General features: G+C 45.6%; 21 protein-coding genes. 16 read left to right on the top strand and 5 right to left on the bottom strand.

Annotated elements, in window-relative coordinates; all coding sequences use genetic code 11:
* Positions 1 to 16: 16 nt before the first annotated feature.
* The 7 genes from B5X68_RS15865 (at position 17) to B5X68_RS15895 (ending at position 4073) form a co-directional block, all read left to right on the top strand.
* Entirely contained in the window at positions 17 to 319 is a 303-nt protein-coding gene (locus B5X68_RS15865; protein WP_082215714.1) for a DUF4160 domain-containing protein, read from the top strand.
* Positions 316 to 573 (top strand): DUF2442 domain-containing protein, encoded by a 258-nt coding sequence (locus B5X68_RS15870; RefSeq protein ID WP_082215715.1) that lies wholly within the window; start codon positions 316 to 318, stop codon positions 571 to 573. Before B5X68_RS15865 ends, B5X68_RS15870 begins: the two co-directional genes overlap by 4 nt.
* Positions 574 to 602: 29 nt before the next feature.
* Complete coding sequence (locus B5X68_RS15875; protein ID WP_082215716.1) at positions 603 to 1226, top strand: hypothetical protein; 624 nt, start codon at positions 603 to 605, stop codon at positions 1224 to 1226.
* A 147-nt stretch (positions 1227 to 1373) separates the two neighbouring features.
* Positions 1374 to 2006: a PspC domain-containing protein gene (locus B5X68_RS15880; protein WP_082215717.1), complete on the top strand. Its 633-nt coding sequence runs from the start codon at positions 1374 to 1376 to the stop codon at positions 2004 to 2006.
* 48 nt (positions 2007 to 2054) lie between these two features.
* Positions 2055 to 2240: a LiaI-LiaF-like domain-containing protein gene (locus B5X68_RS15885; RefSeq protein ID WP_082215718.1), complete on the top strand. Its 186-nt coding sequence runs from the start codon at positions 2055 to 2057 to the stop codon at positions 2238 to 2240.
* 4 nt (positions 2241 to 2244) lie between these two features.
* Positions 2245 to 3294, top strand: coding sequence for a toast rack family protein (locus tag B5X68_RS15890; RefSeq protein ID WP_082215719.1), 1050 nt, complete (start codon positions 2245 to 2247; stop codon positions 3292 to 3294).
* A 179-nt stretch (positions 3295 to 3473) separates the two neighbouring features.
* Complete coding sequence (locus B5X68_RS15895) at positions 3474 to 4073, top strand: M15 family metallopeptidase (RefSeq protein WP_082215776.1); 600 nt, start codon at positions 3474 to 3476, stop codon at positions 4071 to 4073.
* 1 nt (position 4074) lies between these two features.
* Here the strand turns inward: B5X68_RS15895 and B5X68_RS15900 are convergent, their stop codons facing one another.
* Positions 4075 to 4794, bottom strand: coding sequence for a head GIN domain-containing protein (locus B5X68_RS15900; RefSeq protein WP_082215720.1), 720 nt, complete (start codon positions 4792 to 4794; stop codon positions 4075 to 4077).
* Positions 4795 to 5034: 240 nt separating this feature from the next.
* Here B5X68_RS15900 and B5X68_RS15905 point away from each other — a divergent pair, with 240 nt between their 5' ends.
* From B5X68_RS15905 to B5X68_RS15915, 3 genes are read left to right on the top strand one after another with little or no spacing between them, the layout of a single operon-like run.
* The gene (locus B5X68_RS15905) at positions 5035 to 5628 is read left to right on the top strand and encodes an RNA polymerase sigma-70 factor (protein WP_229208439.1); all 594 of its coding nucleotides are present in this window, start codon (positions 5035 to 5037) and stop codon (positions 5626 to 5628) included.
* Positions 5629 to 5630: 2 nt separating this feature from the next.
* Positions 5631 to 6656 carry a FecR family protein gene (locus tag B5X68_RS15910; RefSeq protein ID WP_082215721.1) on the top strand — a complete coding sequence of 342 codons (1026 nt, stop codon included), beginning with the start codon at positions 5631 to 5633 and terminating at the stop codon, positions 6654 to 6656.
* Positions 6643 to 8478 carry an STN and carboxypeptidase regulatory-like domain-containing protein gene (locus tag B5X68_RS15915; RefSeq protein ID WP_229208440.1) on the top strand — a complete coding sequence of 612 codons (1836 nt, stop codon included), beginning with the start codon at positions 6643 to 6645 and terminating at the stop codon, positions 8476 to 8478. The genes B5X68_RS15910 and B5X68_RS15915 overlap by 14 nt, the downstream gene beginning before the upstream one ends.
* Here the strand turns inward: B5X68_RS15915 and nadE are convergent, their stop codons facing one another.
* Positions 8479 to 10539 carry an NAD(+) synthase gene (gene nadE, locus B5X68_RS15920; RefSeq protein WP_082215779.1) on the bottom strand — a complete coding sequence of 687 codons (2061 nt, stop codon included), beginning with the start codon at positions 10537 to 10539 and terminating at the stop codon, positions 8479 to 8481.
* A 107-nt stretch (positions 10540 to 10646) separates the two neighbouring features.
* Here nadE and B5X68_RS15925 point away from each other — a divergent pair, with 107 nt between their 5' ends.
* Positions 10647 to 11882, top strand: a complete 1236-nt coding sequence (locus tag B5X68_RS15925) for an ABC transporter permease (protein WP_082215722.1) — start codon at positions 10647 to 10649, stop codon at positions 11880 to 11882.
* Positions 11883 to 11899: 17 nt separating this feature from the next.
* On the opposite strand, the gene B5X68_RS15930 is transcribed toward B5X68_RS15925, so the two are convergent.
* Complete coding sequence (locus B5X68_RS15930) at positions 11900 to 13060, bottom strand: methionine aminotransferase (RefSeq protein ID WP_082215723.1); 1161 nt, start codon at positions 13058 to 13060, stop codon at positions 11900 to 11902.
* Between the two features lie 138 nt (positions 13061 to 13198).
* Between B5X68_RS15930 and B5X68_RS15935 the strand changes: the two genes are divergently transcribed.
* Positions 13199 to 15346, top strand: a complete 2148-nt coding sequence (locus B5X68_RS15935; protein WP_141110313.1) for a glycoside hydrolase family 31 protein — start codon at positions 13199 to 13201, stop codon at positions 15344 to 15346.
* On the opposite strand, the gene B5X68_RS15940 is transcribed toward B5X68_RS15935, so the two are convergent.
* Positions 15347 to 15823, bottom strand: coding sequence for an NUDIX hydrolase (locus B5X68_RS15940; protein WP_082215724.1), 477 nt, complete (start codon positions 15821 to 15823; stop codon positions 15347 to 15349). It abuts the gene before it with no gap.
* A 21-nt stretch (positions 15824 to 15844) separates the two neighbouring features.
* A complete protein-coding gene (locus B5X68_RS15945; RefSeq protein ID WP_082215725.1) occupies positions 15845 to 16882 on the bottom strand; it encodes a LacI family DNA-binding transcriptional regulator in 1038 nt (345 codons plus the stop codon).
* A 275-nt stretch (positions 16883 to 17157) separates the two neighbouring features.
* On the opposite strand from B5X68_RS15945, the gene kduD reads away from it, so the two are divergent.
* The 4 genes from kduD (at position 17158) to B5X68_RS15965 (ending at position 21098) form a co-directional block, all read left to right on the top strand.
* Positions 17158 to 17928, top strand: coding sequence for a 2-dehydro-3-deoxy-D-gluconate 5-dehydrogenase KduD (kduD, locus tag B5X68_RS15950; protein WP_082215726.1), 771 nt, complete (start codon positions 17158 to 17160; stop codon positions 17926 to 17928).
* Positions 17929 to 17960: 32 nt separating this feature from the next.
* A complete protein-coding gene (gene kduI / locus B5X68_RS15955; RefSeq protein ID WP_082215727.1) occupies positions 17961 to 18791 on the top strand; it encodes a 5-dehydro-4-deoxy-D-glucuronate isomerase in 831 nt (276 codons plus the stop codon).
* The gene (locus B5X68_RS15960; RefSeq protein WP_082215728.1) at positions 18791 to 19138 is read left to right on the top strand and encodes a cupin domain-containing protein; all 348 of its coding nucleotides are present in this window, start codon (positions 18791 to 18793) and stop codon (positions 19136 to 19138) included. The genes kduI and B5X68_RS15960 overlap by 1 nt, the downstream gene beginning before the upstream one ends.
* Positions 19139 to 19259: 121 nt before the next feature.
* A complete protein-coding gene (locus B5X68_RS15965) occupies positions 19260 to 21098 on the top strand; it encodes a glycoside hydrolase family 88 protein (protein WP_141110319.1) in 1839 nt (612 codons plus the stop codon).
* Positions 21099 to 21105 lie beyond the last annotated feature (7 nt).

Below are 21105 nucleotides of genomic sequence, written 5' to 3' on the forward strand. Positions count from 1 at the left end.
ACACTATGATATATGTATGCCCAAAATCCTGGAATATTTCGGAATTGTTTTCTATTTCTATTCAAATGATCACCTACCCATTCATGTACATGTCTCATATAATGAGTTTGAAACTGTGTTTGAGATTTTCTTTGAAGAAGGCAAATTAAAGGAGGTTCGTTTGCGTGACGTTCCAGGTATTGAAGCCTTACCAGCTGTTCAATTTAAAGAAGCTAGAAAAGTAATTGAAGCTTACGCAGAAGTCATTGTGAATCGCTGGACGGATTTTTTTGTATTAAAAAAGAAAGTGTCAATTATAAAGATTACGAAGAGGTTATGACTTTGACTATTAATGTAACTGCCGCCGAATATCTGTCTGATTATAAAATCTTGGTCAAGTTCAATGATAGTACACAACAAATTTTGGACTTTGAAGATTTCTTCATTGCAAATCCTCATCCGCAGCATGATATTTACAGGAACAAGGAACATTTTAAGAATTTCAAGATAGAAAAAGGAACATTAGTTTGGGGTGAAGATTGGGATTTGATATTTCCTGTTGAACAGCTTCATGCCGGCCACATACAATTTTAAATCCCGACGAATTAAAATCATTACCCGCAATGCTTACCAGAACAGTAAAAATCAGCAATGTTACTAATTTGTCCGATGCGCGTTATTGTGCGGGGATGGGGGTTGAAATGCTTGGTTTTTCTATTGATGAAGATTCTCCTAACTATATTTCTCCCAAAAAATTCGAGGATATCTGTTCCTGGCTGGCTGGTGTGAATCTGATCGCCGAAACCGCACAAACGGATCCTGAGGCTATTATCCAGACCTTGGCAAACTATCCGGTGCATTCTGTGCAGGTGGAAGCGCCTGGCCTTTTGAACTACCTAAAAAGTGAATTAAACCTCCCGCTGATACTCAGAATCAGCGTTGACCTATACGAAGCAGACGAAATCAATTCTATCTTGAGTCGCTACGAAGGAGAAGTGTCGCATTTCCTGCTCGAAAGCGACAACGACGCCGAGTTAACAGAAAACTGGATGCAGGTGCTGGGCAATCTCGCCGGCGAATATCCTATCCTGAGTGGCTTCGGATTGGATAATGAATATACTGTAAGCGCACTGACAGAGCTTTTTCCTAACATTGGCATCGCATTGCGCGGAAGCGAAGAAATCCGCCCGGGATATAAAGATTTTGGCAGCATGATGGACATTCTCGAAGCTTTGGAGGAACAGTAACCTCAAAAACCTCTCTCGTAAGCCAATCTTTTATAGTTCTCACTAAAAAAATCCGCTCAACACGCCCTTTCGCCGATAATAATTTTCCGATTTGCAGTATCTTGCATTACCTACTACCTTTGATTACAAATAAACGCTAAGCTAATCATGGAAAAGAAATTGCATCGCATACCTGACCAGGCAGTTTTCGGAGGGGTTGCATCCGGAATTGCTCAATACTTTCAAATTGATGTTGTTATAGTCCGCGTGCTCTTCGTTGTAATGCTGCTGCTGCCTATTCCGCCTACATTTGGAATGACCGCATTTATTTACATCATTCTGTGGGCAGTACTGCCAACAGGACCAGTCGAAACGATCTATACAACCAACACATCATTCGATCCAACTCCTCCAAGACCATCCGATCCGGTGTCGGACAAAAAGAAGTCGGACCAGACGGTGATGATCCTGGGCGGGGTGCTGATATTTTTCGGAGCTGTGATGCTTATTGATGATTTTCCGGTTTGGTATCAATTCAAAAAATATTTCTGGCCTATCGTTTTGATCGCAATCGGTGCGTTTTTGATCCTTCGCCAAAGAGATAAGGAGCATCAAAATAACACAACGGTGTACCCAACAACGCCTCCGCCACCAGTGGATCCAATTGCACCAGAGCCCGAACCACAACCATATACACCTTTTACGCCGTCGTCAACGACCACGACCACAACACATTTCCCCGAAGATCCTGAGGCAAAAAGGCCGGACGATGAGGACGACCAGGTGATCAAAGTGAATTAATGTTATTGACTTACTATTTTCGGTTTCACAGATTAACCAACCATAGCCATGAACTTTCGAAACATTTTCTGGGGAGTTATCCTCATCATTGCCGGATCTCTTTTCTTGATCGAAGAACTGACCTCATTCGATTTTGGCCGCTTTTTTTGGCCGATAATCCTGATTACAACAGGTGCACTTCTGCTTTTGCGTAATTATTTGAATTCTGATATTTCCAACCGTTCAAACATTTAAAACGATGAAAAACTCACGCGGTATAGTTTGGGGTGGATTACTGGTTATACTTGGGATGCTCTGGCTTCTCCGGAACATGAACCTCCTGAACATAAACTGGGACGAGGTTCTCCCCTACTGGCCTGTATTACTTATAGTTGCGGGAGCATTACTGCTCGCAACCGGTAATGAAAGCCGCGGATTCGGCGGATTGATCGCCTTGCTTATAACCCTTGCCGTATTTGGCGGGATTGTCAACAAAACCGACAAAGCCTTTGACCGCCACGCCGGAGACTGGGATTGGAACTGGGACGACGACGATGACCGTCATTTTGGTTACAGGGATCACGATGACAACCATCACGACGACAACGACAATGATGATGACGAAGATAAGGACGAAGATTATGAAAACGATCGTGGGAACCGGGACGGCAGCAGGCCCATAAACGGCAACTACAAGTATGAAATGGAAGATTTTATCCAAAAAGCTAATTTTCATCTTGAAGGCGGAGCGGGTTCTTTCACTTTGAATGGTAATACACAAAAGCTGTTTGAAGCCAATACAAAAAGCACAATTGTGGGCTTTTTATCCAACACGTCCATTAACAAACTGGATAATTCTGCGACCGTCAACCTTAAAATGGAGGAAGGAAATGTGAAGATTAAAAAAGGAGAGATTTCCAATCAGGCTAAAATCCAATTGAATGAAAGGCCGGTCTGGAACATTGACCTGGGAATTGGTGCCGGAAAAGGTGACTTCGATTTCAGTAATTACAAAGTTGAAAAGCTGAAAGTGAGCACAGGCGTCGCTGATATGGACATTAAAATGGGTGATAAAGTAGCCACCTCAAACATTGACATTGAAGCGGGCGTTGCTTCCATCACTCTGGAACTTCCACGGTCTGTGGGCTGTGAAATGCATATGGACGGCGCATTGAACGCGAAAAACATGGATGACCTGGACAAAATAAGCAACGGACTTTACCGGTCGCCTGGTTATGACAGCGCATCCAAAAAGATCATTATCCACTTTGAAGGCGGCCTGACCAGCGTCAACATCAGGCGCTACTAATCCCCCTGAAATCAGAAATGAATATCTTTGCAGCCTATCGCAACGATATTCATTTTTTTATGCTCCAAAAAGCCTCCTGTCTAAGTTTTTTCCTGCTTTTTTTCTCCATAACAAACTTTGCCCAAAAAGCTCAAAAAGAATCTGTTAAGAAAACCACAATCCCGGCAATTGAACAAACAATGATTGAACAGGGATTGGTGGACATTCAAAAACTGGATCCGAACATTCAGGTTGAACTCAAATATTCCACAACCGACAACTTTGTAGGAAAAGACGTTTACGGCGACCTTAACCGCGCTTATCTGCAACCTGAAATGGCAAAGGGACTGGTGAAAGCAAATGCGCTTTTAAGAAAAAATCATCCTGGTTATACATTGCTGGTTTACGATGCAGCCCGCCCGAATTCGGTGCAGTATGCGCTTTGGGATGCATTGGATAACCTGAAAATCCCTGCAAAAAACAAGAGAATGTATGTGGCAGATCCCAAGATCGGCTCCAATCATAATTTTGGCTGCGCGGTGGATTTGACTGTTGTTGATAATAACGGAAAACCATTGGATATGGGGACCAAATATGATTTCTTCGGCCCCCTCGCCTATCCTCGTTCGGAACAGGAAATGCTGAAAAAGGGAAAGCTCACAATTCAGCAGATCAACAACCGCCAAATCCTCAGAAAAGTAATGAACCAGGCCGGTTTTGCAACGAATACGACTGAATGGTGGCATTTTGATGGCATGTCCAAAGCCCATGCGCGTGCGAAATACGGCATGATCAAATAGATTATTCTTGCCTTACTGTGCTGCCGCCGGACGTTTTCTTATCCACGTTCGGATTGCCTTTGTAGCGAACATTGCTGGCGCCGCTGGCATCAACTTTCAGGAATTCGGAAACGCAAACCCTGGCTGTGCTGGCTCCCGATAATTCAAGATCAGATTCCTGCGTAATAAGGTCAAAAGCATCGAGTTCCGAAGCGCCGGAAAGATCGCCGTACAGATATTTTCCCTGCCCAAATAAAAACAATTGAGAAGCTCCTGAAAGGTCGAAATTAAAATCCCGTCCCGAACCTTCAAATTCAACTTTTGAGGCGCCAGATAACTCGAATTCCAAACCAGGTAAGTTTTCAAAACCTACCAGCTTCGCCTTCACCGCACCCGAAAAATCAACTTTTTGAATATCAGGCATTGTAATGTCAATGTACATCGGCTCCCGGTGGTTGCGCCACGAATTGTTGTAACGCGCAACCAGCTTTCCCTGTTCTACAAACAGATTCAGATCGTCCAGATCATTTAGCTCGCCCTTTGCAGTAACGGAAAAGGAACTTCCGGCTTTCACATTGACACGAAAAGCATGGCCCATTTCCAGTTCGTCAAAATTCCGAAAATCGTAAGTTCTTGTTCCTTCGCCACGCGGCGGAATGTCATCCTGGGAATCGACGTAAACACAGGATTGAAGACCAAAAGCAAGGAGGGCAAGCGTAAATGAAAAAAGTAATTGTTTCATGGCTAATAAATATAATTATGAAATATGGCTAATGAACGCAAATAAGCGCGTTTGGTTAAAGACAACTGCCCCTCTCGGCACCCCTATTCAGAAAAAAAATAATTATGCATAGGGGTTCCTGAGGAATGAGTTGTCTTATTGAAAAGCGACTTAAACTTGATAGCGACCGCTCTTCTTTATCGGGAACCATTAATCGAAAGAGATTATTTATTTTTGACCGAAAATCAAAAATATAACTCGGTGTACTCTTCCGATCCAGATATTGTCAATGCAATAAGGCGGGGCGACGAACAAGCCTTTGAGCAGACTTTCCGACAGTACTATCAGCGACTTTGCAATTATGCCTGCACTTTACTCAAAGATGAGGAAGAGTCAGAAGAAGTTGTACAGACCGTTTTTTTAACAATTTGGGAGAAAAGAGAAGATCTTGAAATAACATTATCATTAAAATCCTATCTCTATCGTGCTGTTCACAACCATTGCCTCAACCGCTTCAAGCATGCGTCGGTAAGGCAGGTGCATAAAGAACACACCTTGAATTTCGGAGCGCAATCCTACGAATCGGTAACAGAAGTGATCCATGCGAATGAACTGGAAGAACGAATAGAAAAAGCAGTGAGCACATTACCCGAACAGTGTCAGAAAGCATTCAGGCTCAGCCGCTTCGAAGAACTGAAATACCACGAAATAGCAGAACAACTGGGCATTTCAATTAAAACAGTTGAAAACCAGATCGGTAAGGCGCTGAAAATATTGCGCGTTGAGCTCGCAGATTATTTGCCCGGGATGCTATGGCCAGTTTATTTTATCGTTGAACAGCTAACCAGATCGTAACCATGAACCTATCTCATGAAAACATATCGGAAGAGCTGTTAGCACGTTACCTGGCAGAAACCGCTTCCGAAAAAGAAATAGAACAAGTGAATGCCTGGCTGGCGCAGTCGCCTGCGAATGAGCGCGAGCTGGCCACTTACAGGCTCATCTGGGACCATTCGGCGCAGGCAGCGAAAACCAGTTTTCCGGTTAATACGGACGCTGCCTGGAACAAGATGAAAGCGAAAATGTCTCCCGTTATTGCTTCTGAAATTCAAAAACCGGCAGCACGTGAAATTGAATTTACACCTAATACAGCCCAACGGAAATTCCCTGTAACGGTCTGGGCTGCGGCAATAGTCACTCTGGCTTTGCTAGCCTTCGGTTGGTTCCATTTCCAATCTACAAAATCTACTGAAACACAACGCATTGCAACAACAAATAATACGAGCGACAGCGTGTTGCCCGATGGAACCAAGGTGTTCCTGAATTACAATTCTTCATTAACCTATCCCGCCAATTTCAACGGAGATCTCAGAACGGTCTCACTACAGGGAGAAGCCTTTTTCGATGTAAAACCAGATGCAGCGCATCCTTTCGTAATAGATGCAAACGGCACGGAAATACGCGTTTTGGGAACATCATTCAATGTTAAGGCCTACAAAGAAGCGCCGGTGCGCGTGGATGTTTCAACTGGAAAAGTGGAAGTGAGCAAGGCTTCTAAAAAGATACAGCTCGTAAAAGGGCAAGGCGCAGAAGTGCTTGACGACACGATCAGAGGTCTGGAAGCTAACAGGAACATGCTTAGTTATCACACGCAGGTTTACGATTTCAATGCGGCCGACCTGAACGAAGTAATCACCTCAATCCGTGACGGTTACCATGTTGATGTGCGGCTTTCCAACCAGCAGATCGCGCAATGCAGGCTAACGATCCGTTTCGAAAAAGAACCATTGGATGCTACGCTCTCGGTCATCGCGGAAACATTGGATCTTGACCTGAGAAAAGAAGGAAAAGTTTACTGGCTCGACGGAAATGGCTGCCAATAATTTATTTAAATACAAAACAGGCATTATCTTCGCCTGGCTTTTAACATTGGCCAGCTTTTTAAATGCGCAGGATCTTCTTGAGAAAAGGATTTCCCTCAATGTTACCAACCGCCCGCTGGACGAAACACTGCAAAAGATTGGCGATCTGGGCGGATTCAGCTTTTCTTACAGCCCGGACATTGTTGATGTCAAAGGAAGGGTTTCTATTCAGGCCAACAATCTGAGTGTCAGGGAAATTTTGACGGCACTTTTCAAAGATAAAGTCTCCTTCAAAGAACGTCGCAGATACATTATCCTGCAAAAAATAGAAGTCCCGAAAGATGAAAAGCCCGACAATTTCAATTTGAACGGCTATATCATCGACAACCAGACGGGAAGAAAGCTGGCCAATGCAAGTATTTACGAATCGGCCACGCTCGCGTCCGCGGTAAGCAACCAATATGGTTATTACAAAATCCGCTTGCCAGTCTCGCTGACGGCCGTTCGGCTGGAAGTCAGGAAGGAAGATTATATCGGCAAAACCATTTCAATAGCGAGCAGAGAGGATAAATATTTACAAATCAAGCTTAATCCGGACACTTTAAAACCACTTTCTGGAAAGGCGGCCCGGGCCGTTTCGATCAAAGATTCGCTGCATCATAAAGTAGCGATCCCGCAATTTGAGATCGCGTCAGAAGCGGAATTTGAGTTGGACACTGTCATTGCGCAAGTGGCTTCCAGCCGGGCTTCCAGCAGGCCAGAGTTCAACCTTACCAAGGAATCCGAGAAGTTCAGGACAACTTATCGCAAGGTCCAGAGCAGCTTTGTCAGTGCGTTCGCGTCTGCCAAGCAGGCGATCCACACCCGCAACATTGAGGACACGTTATACCAACAATTCCAGGCCTCTATTTTGCCTTTTTTGGGAACAAATCATGAGCTGAGCGGAAACATTATCAACGATTATTCCGTCAACCTGATCGCGGGTTATTCACTGGGTGTCAATAAATTAGAAGTCGGAAGCTTGCTCAATGTCGTTCGGGGAAATGTGAATGGATTTCAATTGGCCGGATTCAGTAACATTGTGGGCAGGGACGTGAGCGGTTTTCAATATGCTAATGTCTTGAATATCACCTTGGGAAGCGTTCACGGCTTTCAGGGCACGAATTTCATCAATTACATCGGCAAAAATCTCAGGGGTTTTCAGTTTGCGGGCGTAGGCAATGTGGTCGTAGGGACCTTGGAAGGTTACCAGCTTTCAGCAGGTTACAATTATGCTCACACCGTGCGCAGAGGCCACCAAATTGGCTTTGTAAACTATGCGGATTCGACTGCTACAACGCCGTTTGGCTTATTTAGCTACGTTCGTACGAATGGCTATCGCCGCTACGAATTTTCGACAGATGAATTCAATTATTTCAACACCGCTTACAAAACGGGCGTGCGTGCGTTTTACAACATTTTCAGTCTCGGAACGAGCGGCGTAGTGAATAACAAACCGCTCCTGACATTAGGTTACGGCTTTGGAACAGCACAAAACCTGGGCAAAGGCTGGGGAATCAATGCGGACATTACGGCCAACCTGGTCTTATTCAAAGACGAGCCGCTGGAAGATGTCGGAACGGGCCTTTTCAAAGCAACCCTTGCCGTCGAGAAAAAGCTGGGGAAGCAGTTTGCGCTCTTTGCCGGACCATCTGTTAATTTGCTTACCAGCCGGCATTCCGGCATAATGGACGCAGAAAAGTCAAAAGGCCTGAGCCCGATTTGGTTTTGCGGGAGACCAGATGACTCCCGCAAAACCTATGGCTGGGTGGGTGTGCAAGCCGGGATCAGATTTTGTAATTAGTTAAAAACCAATCCGCTTTCTGCTATTTTGCAAAGCAGCGCCCGCCGCATATTCCTTCAATTCTTTCAATTCTTTTTCAAAACCACCTGAAAGGATGGGGAAGCGGCACCATGATCTTGGATCCAGATTAAGGTCGTCTAAATGGAAAGATGGTGCATAACGTTCACGTTTCCACTGATTTCTGCTCCACAATTTAAAGAAACGCTCCGTCCAGGCCAGCAACTGCTCCGTCTCGTAAAGGCCTTTATAACGAACCTGCAAATGGCGGTAAGCTTCCAGCGGCGACTTTTTATCGCGGATTGCCAACCTTTCCAATGCATTCAAAAATTCATAAGGCATCAGATCCGCCTCGTCCGTTTGTGTTTGCGCCAGCGGCCTCAGCTCGGCCGTTGGCTGTAAGCTGTTCACTTTTTTCAAACCCTCAATCTTAATGTGCTTGCCTTTCACCTCGCAACCCGCCGTTTCCAGCCAACGCAGCCATTGACGCAAATAATGCTTGTCGATGCCTGCCAGCGGGCTAATGCTGCCAGCTGTGTCGCCGTCCATCGTGGCATAACCCACGGCAGCCTCAGACCGGTTGGAAGTGGCCAGCAGCAAATGATTGGAAAGGTTGGTTAGCAGCCACACGCCTGGGGCACGCACACGCGCCTGAATGTTCTGTAAAGCAATGTCATCCTGCTCCCAGGATAACTTTCTGCCAATTTTTTCTTCAATCAGGCCTTTGTAAGTTTCGACGAGGCCATTGATATTAATATTATAAAATGTAGAACCAATGGATTCTGCAAGCGATTGCGCCGATTCGAGCGTGTCCGTGGAGCTGTTTTCTGTTCCCTGGTAAATGTTATGGATCAAAACCAAAGCCAGGTCTTCCTCCGTTTTAGCTGACTGAATGTCTTTGATGTAGGCCAATTTCTCCTTCAGACGGTCCATACCAATGCTTTCATCCGCAAGCCTGATCATTAACCCGCACAATGCCGTGCAAGCGCACGAATCTGCACCGCCCGAAAGTGAAATTGTAAAGCCATTAGAACGGCTTTTTCTCAAATAATCAAATAGTGCCAGGCAAACTGCGCGGGCGAATTCTTCTTCTTTCAATGCTCCACCTTTTTCAAATGGCTCAATGTCAGGAACCTGTGGCAGAACAGGATCGATGTCCGGGAAGTCGAAACGCCCGTTAACACGCCAGGTCCGGTCTTTATAAGCCAGCGCAATCTTGCTTTGCACCTGGCTCAGGCGTGTGTATTCCGTGTCAATAACAGCCGTCGTGATCAGGAAATCCTCATAACTGAAACGCGGACTCGACGCCAGCAGGTCACCATTGGAAGCAATCATTGCGTCGCCGTCGTAAATCGCTCTTCCCGCCTCGTTACCCAGCAAATTGGTATAAATATAACTGCATGAAAACGCCCTGGAGGCATCCACAACCAGCTTTTCGCGCGTCATAAACTTATTAAATGCAAAGTGACTTGCGCTTGGGTTAAGGATAATGTCCACGCCCCTTTCATAATGTCTGCGAGCGGGCCGGTTGGAAACCCAGCCATCCTCACATATCTCAAAACCCACTTTCACACCGTTGGTGCCACCCTGGATCGGGCCATTTGCCAGATCAAAAAGCACATCACCGATCGGATAGAGCATTTGATTCACTTCAATGGATTCCACAATCCCGGGCTGCCAGGGACGAAACCACCTGGCTTCATAATGAATGCCGTTATTAGCAAGATTTTGTTTACAATAAAACCCCTGGATCTGCTTGTTGGAAATGAGGCAGGCCGCATTGTAAATACTGCCGTTATGCCGTACAGGCAGGCCCACAGCCACAACCATTCCGGCCGTTTCCTGCACAATTTCAAGCAGGCATTCTTTGGCTTGCTCAACGAGGTCCGGCGCAAAGAAATAGTCGTCGCAACCGTAACCCGAAATACACAGCTCGGGCAGGCAAAGCAGGGTTACTTGCTGCTTTCTGGCCTCATTTATTGCATTAATGATGTTCTTCGTATTCCCCTCCCACGCCATCGGCGTCTGATTCACCACTCCGGAAGCAACTTTGATCAACGGCATAAAAACGATTCTGGTTTGTGCCGGCAACTTAATAAAATTGCTTGTGCGTACCGGCAAATGTTTTTCCCTATTTTTGCCAAACATAAAAATTAACCAGTAGATTCCTCTTGCAATTTCCCTCATTCATCGCAAAACGCATCCGTCACAACGAAGCAGGCTCATTTTCTGCCACAGTTTCACGCATCGGAGTTGCCAGTATTGCCATCGGGATTGCGGTAGGGATCATTGCTTTTGCCGTGCTGCTGGGTTTCAAGCAAACCATCCGCCAGAAGATCTTCCTGTTCGGAGCGCACATCAATATTTCCTCATTTGCAGTCGGTAACACCTATGAAGAGGCGCCGCTCTTTGTAAAAAACCCAATTACTGAAGCATTGCCCAAAATACCGGAAATCCTTCGCTGGCAGGGCGTTGCGCATAAATCAGGGATTCTCAAAACAACTGACGAGATCAAAGGGGTTATTCTGAAAGGCGTAGGACAGGATTATGACTGGAAAACATTCAAAGGAAGCCTGGTTGCCGGAACGTTAATTACCAACAAGGATTCAACTTCGATTAAATACGGATATTCTTCCGAAATTCTGATCAGCCATAAAATCGCCTCACAGCTCCGGCTCAAATCCGGCGATAACGTGATCATGTATTCCTTGCAAAACCCTCCCCGACCACGTAAACTGACGGTTGTAGGCATTTACGACACGCAAATGGAAGAATTTGACAACAACCTGATCATCGGCGACATTAGTCTGGTGCAGCGTCTGAATGGTTGGGGAAAGGACTCCGTCGGGACTTATGAAGTCTATTTGAAAGATTTTGAGAAACTGGATGAAGTTGCAGCACTGCTGAGACGGACGCTCCCGCCGTCTATTTATTTACAACGGGTCACCAGCATTTTCCCTCAGATTTTCGACTGGCTTTTGCTTCTGGATCGCAATACAGCCGTTTTTTTAGCATTAATACTTTTTGTCGCCTGTTTCAATATGATCTCGATCTTGCTGGTAATGATCATGGAAAGAACGCCGCTGATCGGACTTTTGAAGACATTAGGAAGTCCAAATAAACAGATCAGAATGGTGTTTTTCAGAGTTGGGCTGCATATGGTGCGCAAAGGCATCATCATAGGGAACATTGCCGGATTACTGATCTGCTGGATTCAATATAAGTTTAATGTCATCTCGCTCGATCCCGTCAATTATTACATGGACACCGTGCCCATCGTTTTTGACTGGCCTATTTTCATCATGGTTAATGTGATTACCGTTGTGATTTCCGGGCTTATTTTGCTGATCCCGACATTGATCATCTCCCAAATCACGCCGATTAAGGCACTTTTATTCAAAAAATAAGGGTTTGAAGTCTGCTTTCACCAAACAACTTTCCGCAAGAGTTCGGCAGCTCTCAAAAGCGTGTCATCATTTTTCGCAAAACAAAAACGCAACGTCTGGTAATTCGTGATCTGATTGTAAAAAACAGAAACCGGAATGGATGCCACACCGGCCTCAATGGTCAGACGTTCAGCCAGTTGCCTGTCATTTTCCTCACTAAGTTCTTCATAAGAAACATTTTGGAAAAAACTTCCCTCGGACGGCCTCAAACCAAATCCAACATCCTGGATCGCATCCACAAACAAATCCCTTTTCCGCTGGTAAAATGCCGATAATGTCAAGTAATGCTCAGGGTTTTCCAGATATTCCGCAATGGCAAACTGAACAGGCGTTACCACGCTAAAGACCAGAAACTGATGGATTTTCCTGAACTCGGTCGTAAGTTCTTTGGGGGCAAGACAATAGCCTATTTTCCAGCCGGTTGTATGAAATGTTTTGCCAAACGAGCCGCATAGGAATGTGCGTTCCGCCAGTGCAGGAATGGAAGCAGCGGAAATGTGCTCCCGGCCATCGAAAATAATGTGTTCATAAACTTCATCGCTGATCACCATTAAGTCATGCTTCTCCGCAATGTCTGCAAGCTGTTGCAGATCAGACCGTTTCCAGACATTACCAGTCGGATTATGTGGTGTATTAATGATTACTGCCTTCGTTCTCGGACTGATTTTCGATCTTACTTCTTCCCAATCAATGCTTTCGTATTGCGGATGCAATGTTACAAAAACCGGAATGCCGCCATTCAGTTCAATGGCCGGAACATAGCTGTCGTAGGCCGGTTCGAATACAATGACTTCATCGCCCGGATGCACCATCGTGGACAAGGCAACATACAATGCTTCCGTAGCACCGCTTGTAATTGTAATTTCAGTTTCGGGATGATATTCTTTTGCATTCGCAGCAAAGACTTTTTTTGCAATCGCTTCCCGCAGTGCCATCACGCCAGCCATGGGTGCATATTGATTTTTGCCCTGCGCAATGTATTTTCCAACCAGTTTTTGTAATTCCGGCGCACAGTCAAACTCAGGAAAACCTTGCGCCAGATTTATCGCCTGATGCTCTTCGGCCAGCCGGGACATTTTTGTGAAAATCGTGGTTCCAACGCGTGGAAGTTTGGAGCGGAAGGCGGCCTTAAAATGCATATGAGATATTTAGGAGCTTCAAATATAACTTATAGCAATGTTCTATTGCTGCATAGCGCCCATTTGCCGGAAATTTTACCACAATTTTTAGTATAAAATAGGAGTCCGAACTTATATTAATTCAAAACCCCGTTTCCTATGCCTAATGTCTCCTGCCTGCGCTCCTTACTTATCCTGCTTTGCCTGATTCCAGCAACATTAGCTGCCCAAACTATTCAATGGCAGGAGATATATCCCGGCGTTTGGAAAGGAGTTGCTGGTAAGCCGGACGATTACGATCTGCTTAAAGCCGCAGAAATAACGCCTTCACAGGCGCTTGCAAAGCTGTCAAAAGAAGCATTTCCTTTGAATAAGGCCGAAATCCAGGTGCAGCAAAACAATGGTAAAACTTATCTCAGGCTGCCTTTGGTGAAAAACGAACAGCTTTTTGGCTTCGGGTTGAATTTTCAAACGGTACACCAGCGCGGAAGGATCATGCAGTTGCACGCCGACCACTATGGAAAAACCGATAATGGCCGCACACACGCGCCTGTGCCGTTTTATGTGTCGTCATTGGGTTATGGTGTTTTTGTAAATTCAGCCAAATACATAGATGTGTATGCGGGTTCCAATGTGCGGAAAGACAGCAAAAATCCCCCGGAAGTAATGGACCGCAACACTAATAAGAGTTGGAGCGCACACCCTTATTCCGATGCAGTGGAAATGCTGATTCCCGCGCAAGGCATTGAAATATACGTATTTGCAGGTCCAAAACCGATCAATGCAATCCAACGTTTCAATTTGCTGAGCGGGGGCGGATGCCTGCCGCCGCGTTGGGGACTGGGTTTTACACAGCGCGTGCACCGGCTTTACACGTCAGAGCAAGTGAAGCAGGAGGCAAAAGCATTTGAAGAGAAGGGTTTCCCACTTGATTTTATCGGCCTGGAACCGGGCTGGCAGAGTAAGTCCTACCCCTGCACATTTGAATGGGACAAATCGCGCTTCCCCGATCCGGCAGGTTTTGTGAAAGAAATGGATGCAATGGGCGTTAAGATTAATCTTTGGACTAATCCTTATGTGTCGCCCGACGCCGCGATTTACAAACCTATATTGCCCTTCACCGGTTCGCATACGGTCTGGAATGGCATTGTGCCTGATCTTTCCATGCCCCAGGCACGGAAAATTCTGTTTGATCAATTTGAAAAAGAACATGTAAAAATTGGTGTAAGCGGTTATAAAATTGATGAAGTGGATGGTTTCGACTCCTATCTGTGGCCAGATGTTGCCACTTTTCCATCCGGACATTCTTCTGAACAGATCCGCCAGACTTACGGATTGCTCGTTCAGAAGCACAGTTTTGAAATGTTCCGCAGAAACAATGCACGTACATATGGGCTCGTGCGCGCCTCCAATGCTGGCGGCGCTTCTTTTCCCTATGTGATTTACAATGATAATTATAGCCACGAAGACTTCATTACCGCATTGATCAACAGCGGTTATGCAGGCGTTTTGTGGACGCCGGAAGTGCGTGCTTCCAAAACTGCCGAAGAATGGTTGCGGCGCTTCCAAACGGTCTGTTTCTCGCCCATGGCCATGATTAATGCCTGGTCCAGCAGCACGCAACCGTGGACATTCCCGGAAGTTGCCGCGCAGGTTAAAGCTGTGGCAGAATTGCGGATGCGCATGATGCCTTACTGGTATTCCGAATTTGCCAAATATCATTACGACGGAACGCCGCCATTCCGTGGAATGAGCCTTGAAGAAGGTTTTTCAGGCAATGTCATCAAGGAAAAAACAGCCACAGATCTGGAAGCGAACCCCTATGAAGAAGCGCTCATTAAGGAGGTTAAAGATCAGTATATGGCTGGCGAATTCCTGCTCGTTGCGCCCCTGTTTACCGGCCAGAAGTCTCGCAAAGTCATTCTTCCCAAAGGCAAATGGTTTGACTTCTACACGGGAAAATTGGTTGGCGACGGAGAAATTATCACGATCTCACCAGGCCTTGACCAGATTCCGGTGTTCGTCAAAAACGGCGCGATCATTCCCATGATGCCCGCATTGCTGCACGCACCAAAAGCCGAGCAGAAAGTGGACCTGGAAATAAGACATTACGGCGACCAGAACGGAAGTTACAAGCTCTATGACGATGACGGCGAGACATTTGCCTACGAAAAAGGTATTTTCTCCTGGCGCGACATAAAAGTTGAGAAACAAAAAGACGGGAAATTAAAAGGAAGCATTTCAAATGCAGAAGCCAACAAACCTAGCACAGTTGGCAACATTAGCTGGCGTTACATGACGGAGTAATCAGGCTTTGTCCAGATCAATAAAACCAGAGGCAAATTGCTTTACACGAAGCGGATTTTGCGCCAGTTCCTCAGTGAGAAATTCAGGATAAACCCGCAGGTTGGAAATTTCATTGACCGGGTGCCATTTGAAAAGCAGTTCACTATCCCCTTCCACGCCTATAAAGTCGTTCAGATCTTTCAAAGCCGGGATTTCCATTTTATAGTAAAACCCAAGCTCGTGATGTTTGATGTCATTGTAAACAAAGAAATTTTCAGAAACCCACAGCATTTCACCAACCAGAACGTCCATTGCAGTTTCTTCCTGCATCTCCCTGATCAATGTATCTTTGGAGAACTCAAACAAGGAAGCACGGCCGCCAGGCAGGCTCCAAAATTTGTCTGACGGTGTTTTATGCAACAGCACTTTCCCGTCTACAATAGCAACGCCAGCGACACGGTAATTGAACAATGCATCATTAATAGCCAGGCTGATCATTCATTAAGGTTATTTTGCAGATTACAATGCTTCGGCTTTTCCAACGGACGATTCGCGGATAATGAGTGAGGTTTTTAAGGATCTGGTTTCGAAAACATCTGTCTTTTGCGGGTGCTCAATAAGCCTGATCAGCAGTTCAACCGCCTGCTGGCCCATTTCCATGGCCGGTTGCACAACAGCTGTCAATGGAGGATTCAGCAATTCTGCAACACTGATATTCGTAAAACCAACAATAGCGATCTGTTGTGGGATTTTAATATTTTTCTTTTGCAAAACAGACATACAGCCAGTTGTAAGGCGGTCGCTCGCTGTAAAAATAGCGTCGGGCGGCTCCGGCATTTCGAGCATTTCCTGCACAGCAGCCTCATTTTCAGTCGCTACTTTGCCTCCATGGTAACAATATTTAACATAAGATTCATCAAAAGGAAGCCCATAATCCTCCAAAGCCTGCTTATAACCCGCCAAGCGTTCGGTTGTTATGGATAAATAAATAGGGCTCGTCAAATGTGCAATGCGCTTTCTGCCTGATTTGATCAAATGCTCTGTCGCCTCGTAACTTCCCGCGAAGTTATCTACAACCACTTTGTGTGTTTCAATGGCATTAGGCACGCGGTCCAGAAAAACGATTGGTAGGCCCCTTTCCATCAGATCCTGAAAATGAAACAGGTTGGTCGTGAGGCTGGAAAGTGAAATTAACAGGCCATCCACTTTCCTGGAAACCAGATAATTTGTATTGGCAACTTCCCGCTCGTACGACTCATGACTCTGAAAAATAACCACGTGATAGCCCAGGTTGTAGGCTATGGATTCGATGCCATTAATGAGTTGTGAAAAAAAATGGTTGGCGATTTCAGGAATAATAACTCCTATGGACTTGCTTTTACTATCCCGTAAACTAAGGGCAATGGGATTGGGGCGATAATTCATCCGCTCCGCATATTCCATGACCAACTTCTTGGTTTCCGGGTTTATTTCATAGCTGTTGCGTAAGGCACGGGAGACGGTCGAAGTCGAAAGTCCCAGTGCTTTGGCAATGTCCTTGATTGTGATAGTCTCCAAAGAAAAATTGGTTTATTCCAACTTAATGTTCGATTAGATATACTTTATTGAACATCGTGTTAATGTACTAAAATAGAAATGAATATCGAAACGGATCGGGAGATGTTTACCGCCGTGCATCAACTGGTAACGTTCCCGATAACGATTGCACAAAAAAAGACAATTCATTATTTGATAATTCTAACTATTCGGCCTAAACTGCCGAAGTGAACGGCCTTCTTAGACCGACGCGTAATTTAGGGGTTACCCCGAAAAACACAATTTGCCATTCCTTAATGAATACAATAAATTTATTTGATCTGACGGGCAAAACCGCATTGGTAACCGGTTGCAACCGGGGAATAGGAAAGGCGATGGCGGAAGCACTGGCAGAGGCAGGAGCCGACATCATTGGCGTTTCTTCATCTGACATTCAATCAGCCAGCGACTTACAAAACTCAGTTTCAAAAACCGGCAGAAAATTTTCTCCTTACCAGGCCGATTTTGGAAACCGTGAAAGCATTTATGCATTTATTGAAAAAGTAAAACGTGAGCATAACCGCATCGATATTCTGATCAATAATGCAGGCATTATTTTGCGCCAGCCAGCAGCGGAGCATTCAGACGAATATTGGGATCAGGTGCTGAATGTCAATCTGGACGCGCCTTATATCTTATCCAGGGAATTTGGCCGGGAAATGATTGCGCGTGGTTACGGGAAAATCATTTTCACTGCTTCGTTGCTGACGTTTCAGGGCGGCATTAATGTGCCCGGATACACTGCATCCAAAAGTGCGATCGGAGGCCTTGTGAAGGCGTTAGCCAATGAATGGGCCGGAAAAGGGGTAAATGTGAACGCCATAGCGCCGGGTTACATCAATACAGATAATACGGAGGCTTTGAGAAACGATCCGGTAAGGAGCAAATCCATCCTGGACCGCATTCCGGCAGGAAGATGGGGCATGCCGGAGGATTTTAAAGGCCCGGCCGTGTTCCTGGCATCAGATGCTTCAAGTTATGTGAATGGGGCGATATTAACAGTTGACGGCGGTTGGATGGGCCGGTAATCTTTCCAAATTTTTATAACCCAGCTAAAATCATGCAAATCAGATTTGAAAGTAGCCGTAGAGAAGTCTCACAAATGGACACGGCGACTTTGCGCGAGAATTTTTTAATTGACAATATATTCCAAAACGACCAGATCAACTTCGTTTACACGCATTACGACCGCGTCATGATCGGCGGTGCCATTCCGGTTGCCAAGCCGCTTACATTAGAAACTTACGGTCCGCTAAAAGCTGAGTATTTTCTGGAAAGAAGGGAAATCGGGATCATTAACATTGGCGGAACGGGCCATGTTAGAGCGGATGGAGCAACGTTTGAAATCAGTAAACTGGGCTGTGTCTATTTAGGAAAAGGCACAAAAGAAGTTAGTTTTTCCAGTGAAAATCAGGCAGATCCGGCGGTATTTTATCTCCTGTCCTCGCCTGCGCACCAGTCGTTTCCAGCTACATTATATACAAAAGAAGACGCTGCACCAATGACGATGGGCAGCATGGAAACTTCTAATCACAGGACCATTTACAAATACATTCATGCAAGCGGCATTCAAAGCGCCCAACTTGTGATGGGGCTCACCGTTTTGCAAACAGGCAGCGTTTGGAACACCATGCCCGCACACGTACACGACAGGCGAATGGAAGCTTATTGCTACTTTGATGTGCCTGCTAATCAGCGCATTCTGCATTTAATGGGCGAACCAACCGAAACCCGCCACCTGTGGCTGGCCGACCGGCAGGCTATCATTTCCCCGCCCTGGTCGATCCACTCAGGTTGCGGCACTTCGAGCTATTCGTTCATCTGGGGAATGGCAGGCGAAAACAGGGATTACACGGATATGGACGCAGTAGCGATAACTGATTTGAGATAATGAGCGATATAAAAGGACGTGAATTTATAGACGATGCGGACATTCCGTGGGAAGAGTTGGGCGGCGGTTTAAAGCGGAAGATCATGGCTTATGATGACAATCTGATGATGGTCAAAGTGGCTTTTGAGAAGGGCGGCGTTGGTGCGTTACACAGCCATTTTCATACACAGATGAGCTATGTCGAAAGCGGGAAGTTTGAAATAACAATTGGCCCTAAAACCGGCATACTGAGAGGCGGCGACGCTTATTACATTCCGCCGGATGTTATTCACGGCGCGTTGTGCCTGGAAACAGGAATGCTCGTGGATATTTTTAATCCTATGCGGGCCGATTTTATAAAAACCTAGTTATGTTCCCTCTTTCCCGATGAAAAAACTGCTACGCAGCATTTCCGTAATTGCACTTTTCTTCTCTGCACCGGCCATTATATTGGATGTTTCGGCACAGGAGATTCCCATGTCTCGGCAAATGGCTGACTCGTTTATAGCGCGTCACAAGGATTCTATTCTGGTAGGAAAAAATACAGTTACCAAATGGGATTACGAACAGGGACTAATGCTGAAAGCCATTGAAAAAGTTTGGTACAGAACGGGTGAGGGCAAATATTTTGAATACATCAGAAAAGACATTGACCAGTATGTTAAGCCGGACGGCAGCATCAGAACTTACAAATTTGATGAGTTCAACATCGACAACATTCCGCCGGGAAGGGCATTACTTACGCTTTATCAACAAACGCAACCTGACAAAGAAAAATACAAAAAAGCGGCAGATCTGCTCTGGAAGCAGCTGGAAGAACAGCCGCGCACCAAGGAAGGCGGTTATTGGCACAAAAAAAGGTATCCGTACCAAATGTGGCTGGATGGCCTTTTTATGGGCGAACCATTCGCAGCAGAATACAGCCTGCTGTTCAACCATCCCGAGCATTTCGATGATATCGCCAAGCAATTTGCATTGATTGAAAAGTATGCGGTTGATGAAAAAACGGGACTGATTTACCATGCGTATGATGAGAGCCGTGAGCAGAAATGGGCGGATAAAACGACTGGCCGTTCCCCTAACTTCTGGGCGCGCGCCATTGGCTGGTACGCCATTGCATTGGTAGATGTGCTGGATTATTTCCCCAAAGATCATCCAAAGCGAATTGAACTAATTCAATATCTGAAAAGACTTGCGCCTGTTTTGACAAAATATCAGGATAAGCAATCGGGCTTATGGTATCAGGTGATTGATCAGGGAAACAGGAAAGGGAATTATTTCGAAGCATCCGCCTCCTGCATGTTCATATATGCACTGGCGAAGGGTTCCAGGATGGGTTACATTGATCCGTCATTTGAAGCCAATGCTAAGCGCGGTTATGCAGGCGCATTGAAACAATTTGTTGAAATTGAATCAGATGGATTACTTAGTTTGAATAAAACAGTCAGCGTAGGCGGACTTGGCGGCACGCCTTACCGCGACGGAACCTACGAATATTATCTCTCAGAACCGATCCGCAAGAATGATCTGAAAGGAATCGGCCCATTCATTTTCGCCAGCATCGAGATGGAAATTGCTGCCGAAAATGCGGTGGGTAAAGGCAAGACAGTTGGGTTGGATTATCATTTCAATCAAGAAACAAGAAAACTGCCCGAAGGAAAAAGTGAGCCATTTCATTACACCTGGGAAGACCGGTTGCATTCGGGATTCTGGTTATGGGGCCAAACATTCAGAGAGTTAGGCGCAAAAACGGTTGCAGTTTCCGGCGCGCCTACCGCCGAAAGATTGAAAGACGTTGATGTTTACATTATCGTAGACCCGGATACAAAAAAGGAATCGCCCAACCCTAATTTTATTCAGACCAAGGACATTAATGTCATTGAAAATTGGGTGAAAGATGGCGGTGTGCTTGTGATGATGGCGAATGACACCGCGAATTGTGAAATCACGCACTTCAATGAACTGGCTAAGAAATTTGGTATACAATTCAGCACCAAGAACCGTAATATGGTGCAGGGAACGCAGTTTGAGCAGGGAAAACTGATGATCCCGGCCGATAACAAAGCCATTTTCAAAACCGCAAGCAAAATATACATTAAAGAATTATCTCCCCTCCTCCTCTCTTCACCAGCCAAATCCGCCCTGACGGATCAGGGAGACGTAATCCTGGGCGTTTCCAAATACGGCAAAGGAACTGTTTTTGCCGTGGGTGACCCCTGGCTTTACAATGAATATGTCGACGGACGGAGGATTGATACGAGCTTTGAGAACTTTGAAGCAGGAAAAGATCTGGCCGACTGGTTACTAAAACAGGTTGTTAAAAAGTAAAACCATA

Origin of the sequence: Dyadobacter psychrophilus (assembly GCF_900167945.1) — a bacterium.
In the GTDB taxonomy this organism is placed as follows: Bacteria; Bacteroidota; Bacteroidia; order Cytophagales; family Spirosomataceae; genus Dyadobacter; species Dyadobacter psychrophilus.

Coding starts and splice junctions, on each gene's coding strand:
- kduD (WP_082215726.1), top strand. CDS start 17,158: ATGAATACAATAAATTTATTTGATCTGACGGGCAAAACCGCATTGGTA.
- B5X68_RS15915 (WP_229208440.1), top strand. CDS start 6,643: ATGGCTGCCAATAATTTATTTAAATACAAAACAGGCATTATCTTCGCC.
- B5X68_RS15870 (WP_082215715.1), top strand. CDS start 316: ATGACTTTGACTATTAATGTAACTGCCGCCGAATATCTGTCTGATTAT.
- B5X68_RS15890 (WP_082215719.1), top strand. CDS start 2,245: ATGAAAAACTCACGCGGTATAGTTTGGGGTGGATTACTGGTTATACTT.
- B5X68_RS15895 (WP_082215776.1), top strand. CDS start 3,474: ATGATTGAACAGGGATTGGTGGACATTCAAAAACTGGATCCGAACATT.
- B5X68_RS15960 (WP_082215728.1), top strand. CDS start 18,791: ATGAGCGATATAAAAGGACGTGAATTTATAGACGATGCGGACATTCCG.
- kduI (WP_082215727.1), top strand. CDS start 17,961: ATGCAAATCAGATTTGAAAGTAGCCGTAGAGAAGTCTCACAAATGGAC.
- B5X68_RS15875 (WP_082215716.1), top strand. CDS start 603: ATGCTTACCAGAACAGTAAAAATCAGCAATGTTACTAATTTGTCCGAT.
- B5X68_RS15965 (WP_141110319.1), top strand. CDS start 19,260: ATGGCTGACTCGTTTATAGCGCGTCACAAGGATTCTATTCTGGTAGGA.
- B5X68_RS15940 (WP_082215724.1), bottom strand. CDS start 15,823: ATGATCAGCCTGGCTATTAATGATGCATTGTTCAATTACCGTGTCGCT.
- B5X68_RS15885 (WP_082215718.1), top strand. CDS start 2,055: ATGAACTTTCGAAACATTTTCTGGGGAGTTATCCTCATCATTGCCGGA.
- B5X68_RS15900 (WP_082215720.1), bottom strand. CDS start 4,794: ATGAAACAATTACTTTTTTCATTTACGCTTGCCCTCCTTGCTTTTGGT.
- nadE (WP_082215779.1), bottom strand. CDS start 10,539: ATGCCGTTGATCAAAGTTGCTTCCGGAGTGGTGAATCAGACGCCGATG.
- B5X68_RS15930 (WP_082215723.1), bottom strand. CDS start 13,060: ATGCATTTTAAGGCCGCCTTCCGCTCCAAACTTCCACGCGTTGGAACC.
- B5X68_RS15880 (WP_082215717.1), top strand. CDS start 1,374: ATGGAAAAGAAATTGCATCGCATACCTGACCAGGCAGTTTTCGGAGGG.
- B5X68_RS15865 (WP_082215714.1), top strand. CDS start 17: ATGCCCAAAATCCTGGAATATTTCGGAATTGTTTTCTATTTCTATTCA.
- B5X68_RS15910 (WP_082215721.1), top strand. CDS start 5,631: ATGAACCTATCTCATGAAAACATATCGGAAGAGCTGTTAGCACGTTAC.
- B5X68_RS15935 (WP_141110313.1), top strand. CDS start 13,199: ATGCCTAATGTCTCCTGCCTGCGCTCCTTACTTATCCTGCTTTGCCTG.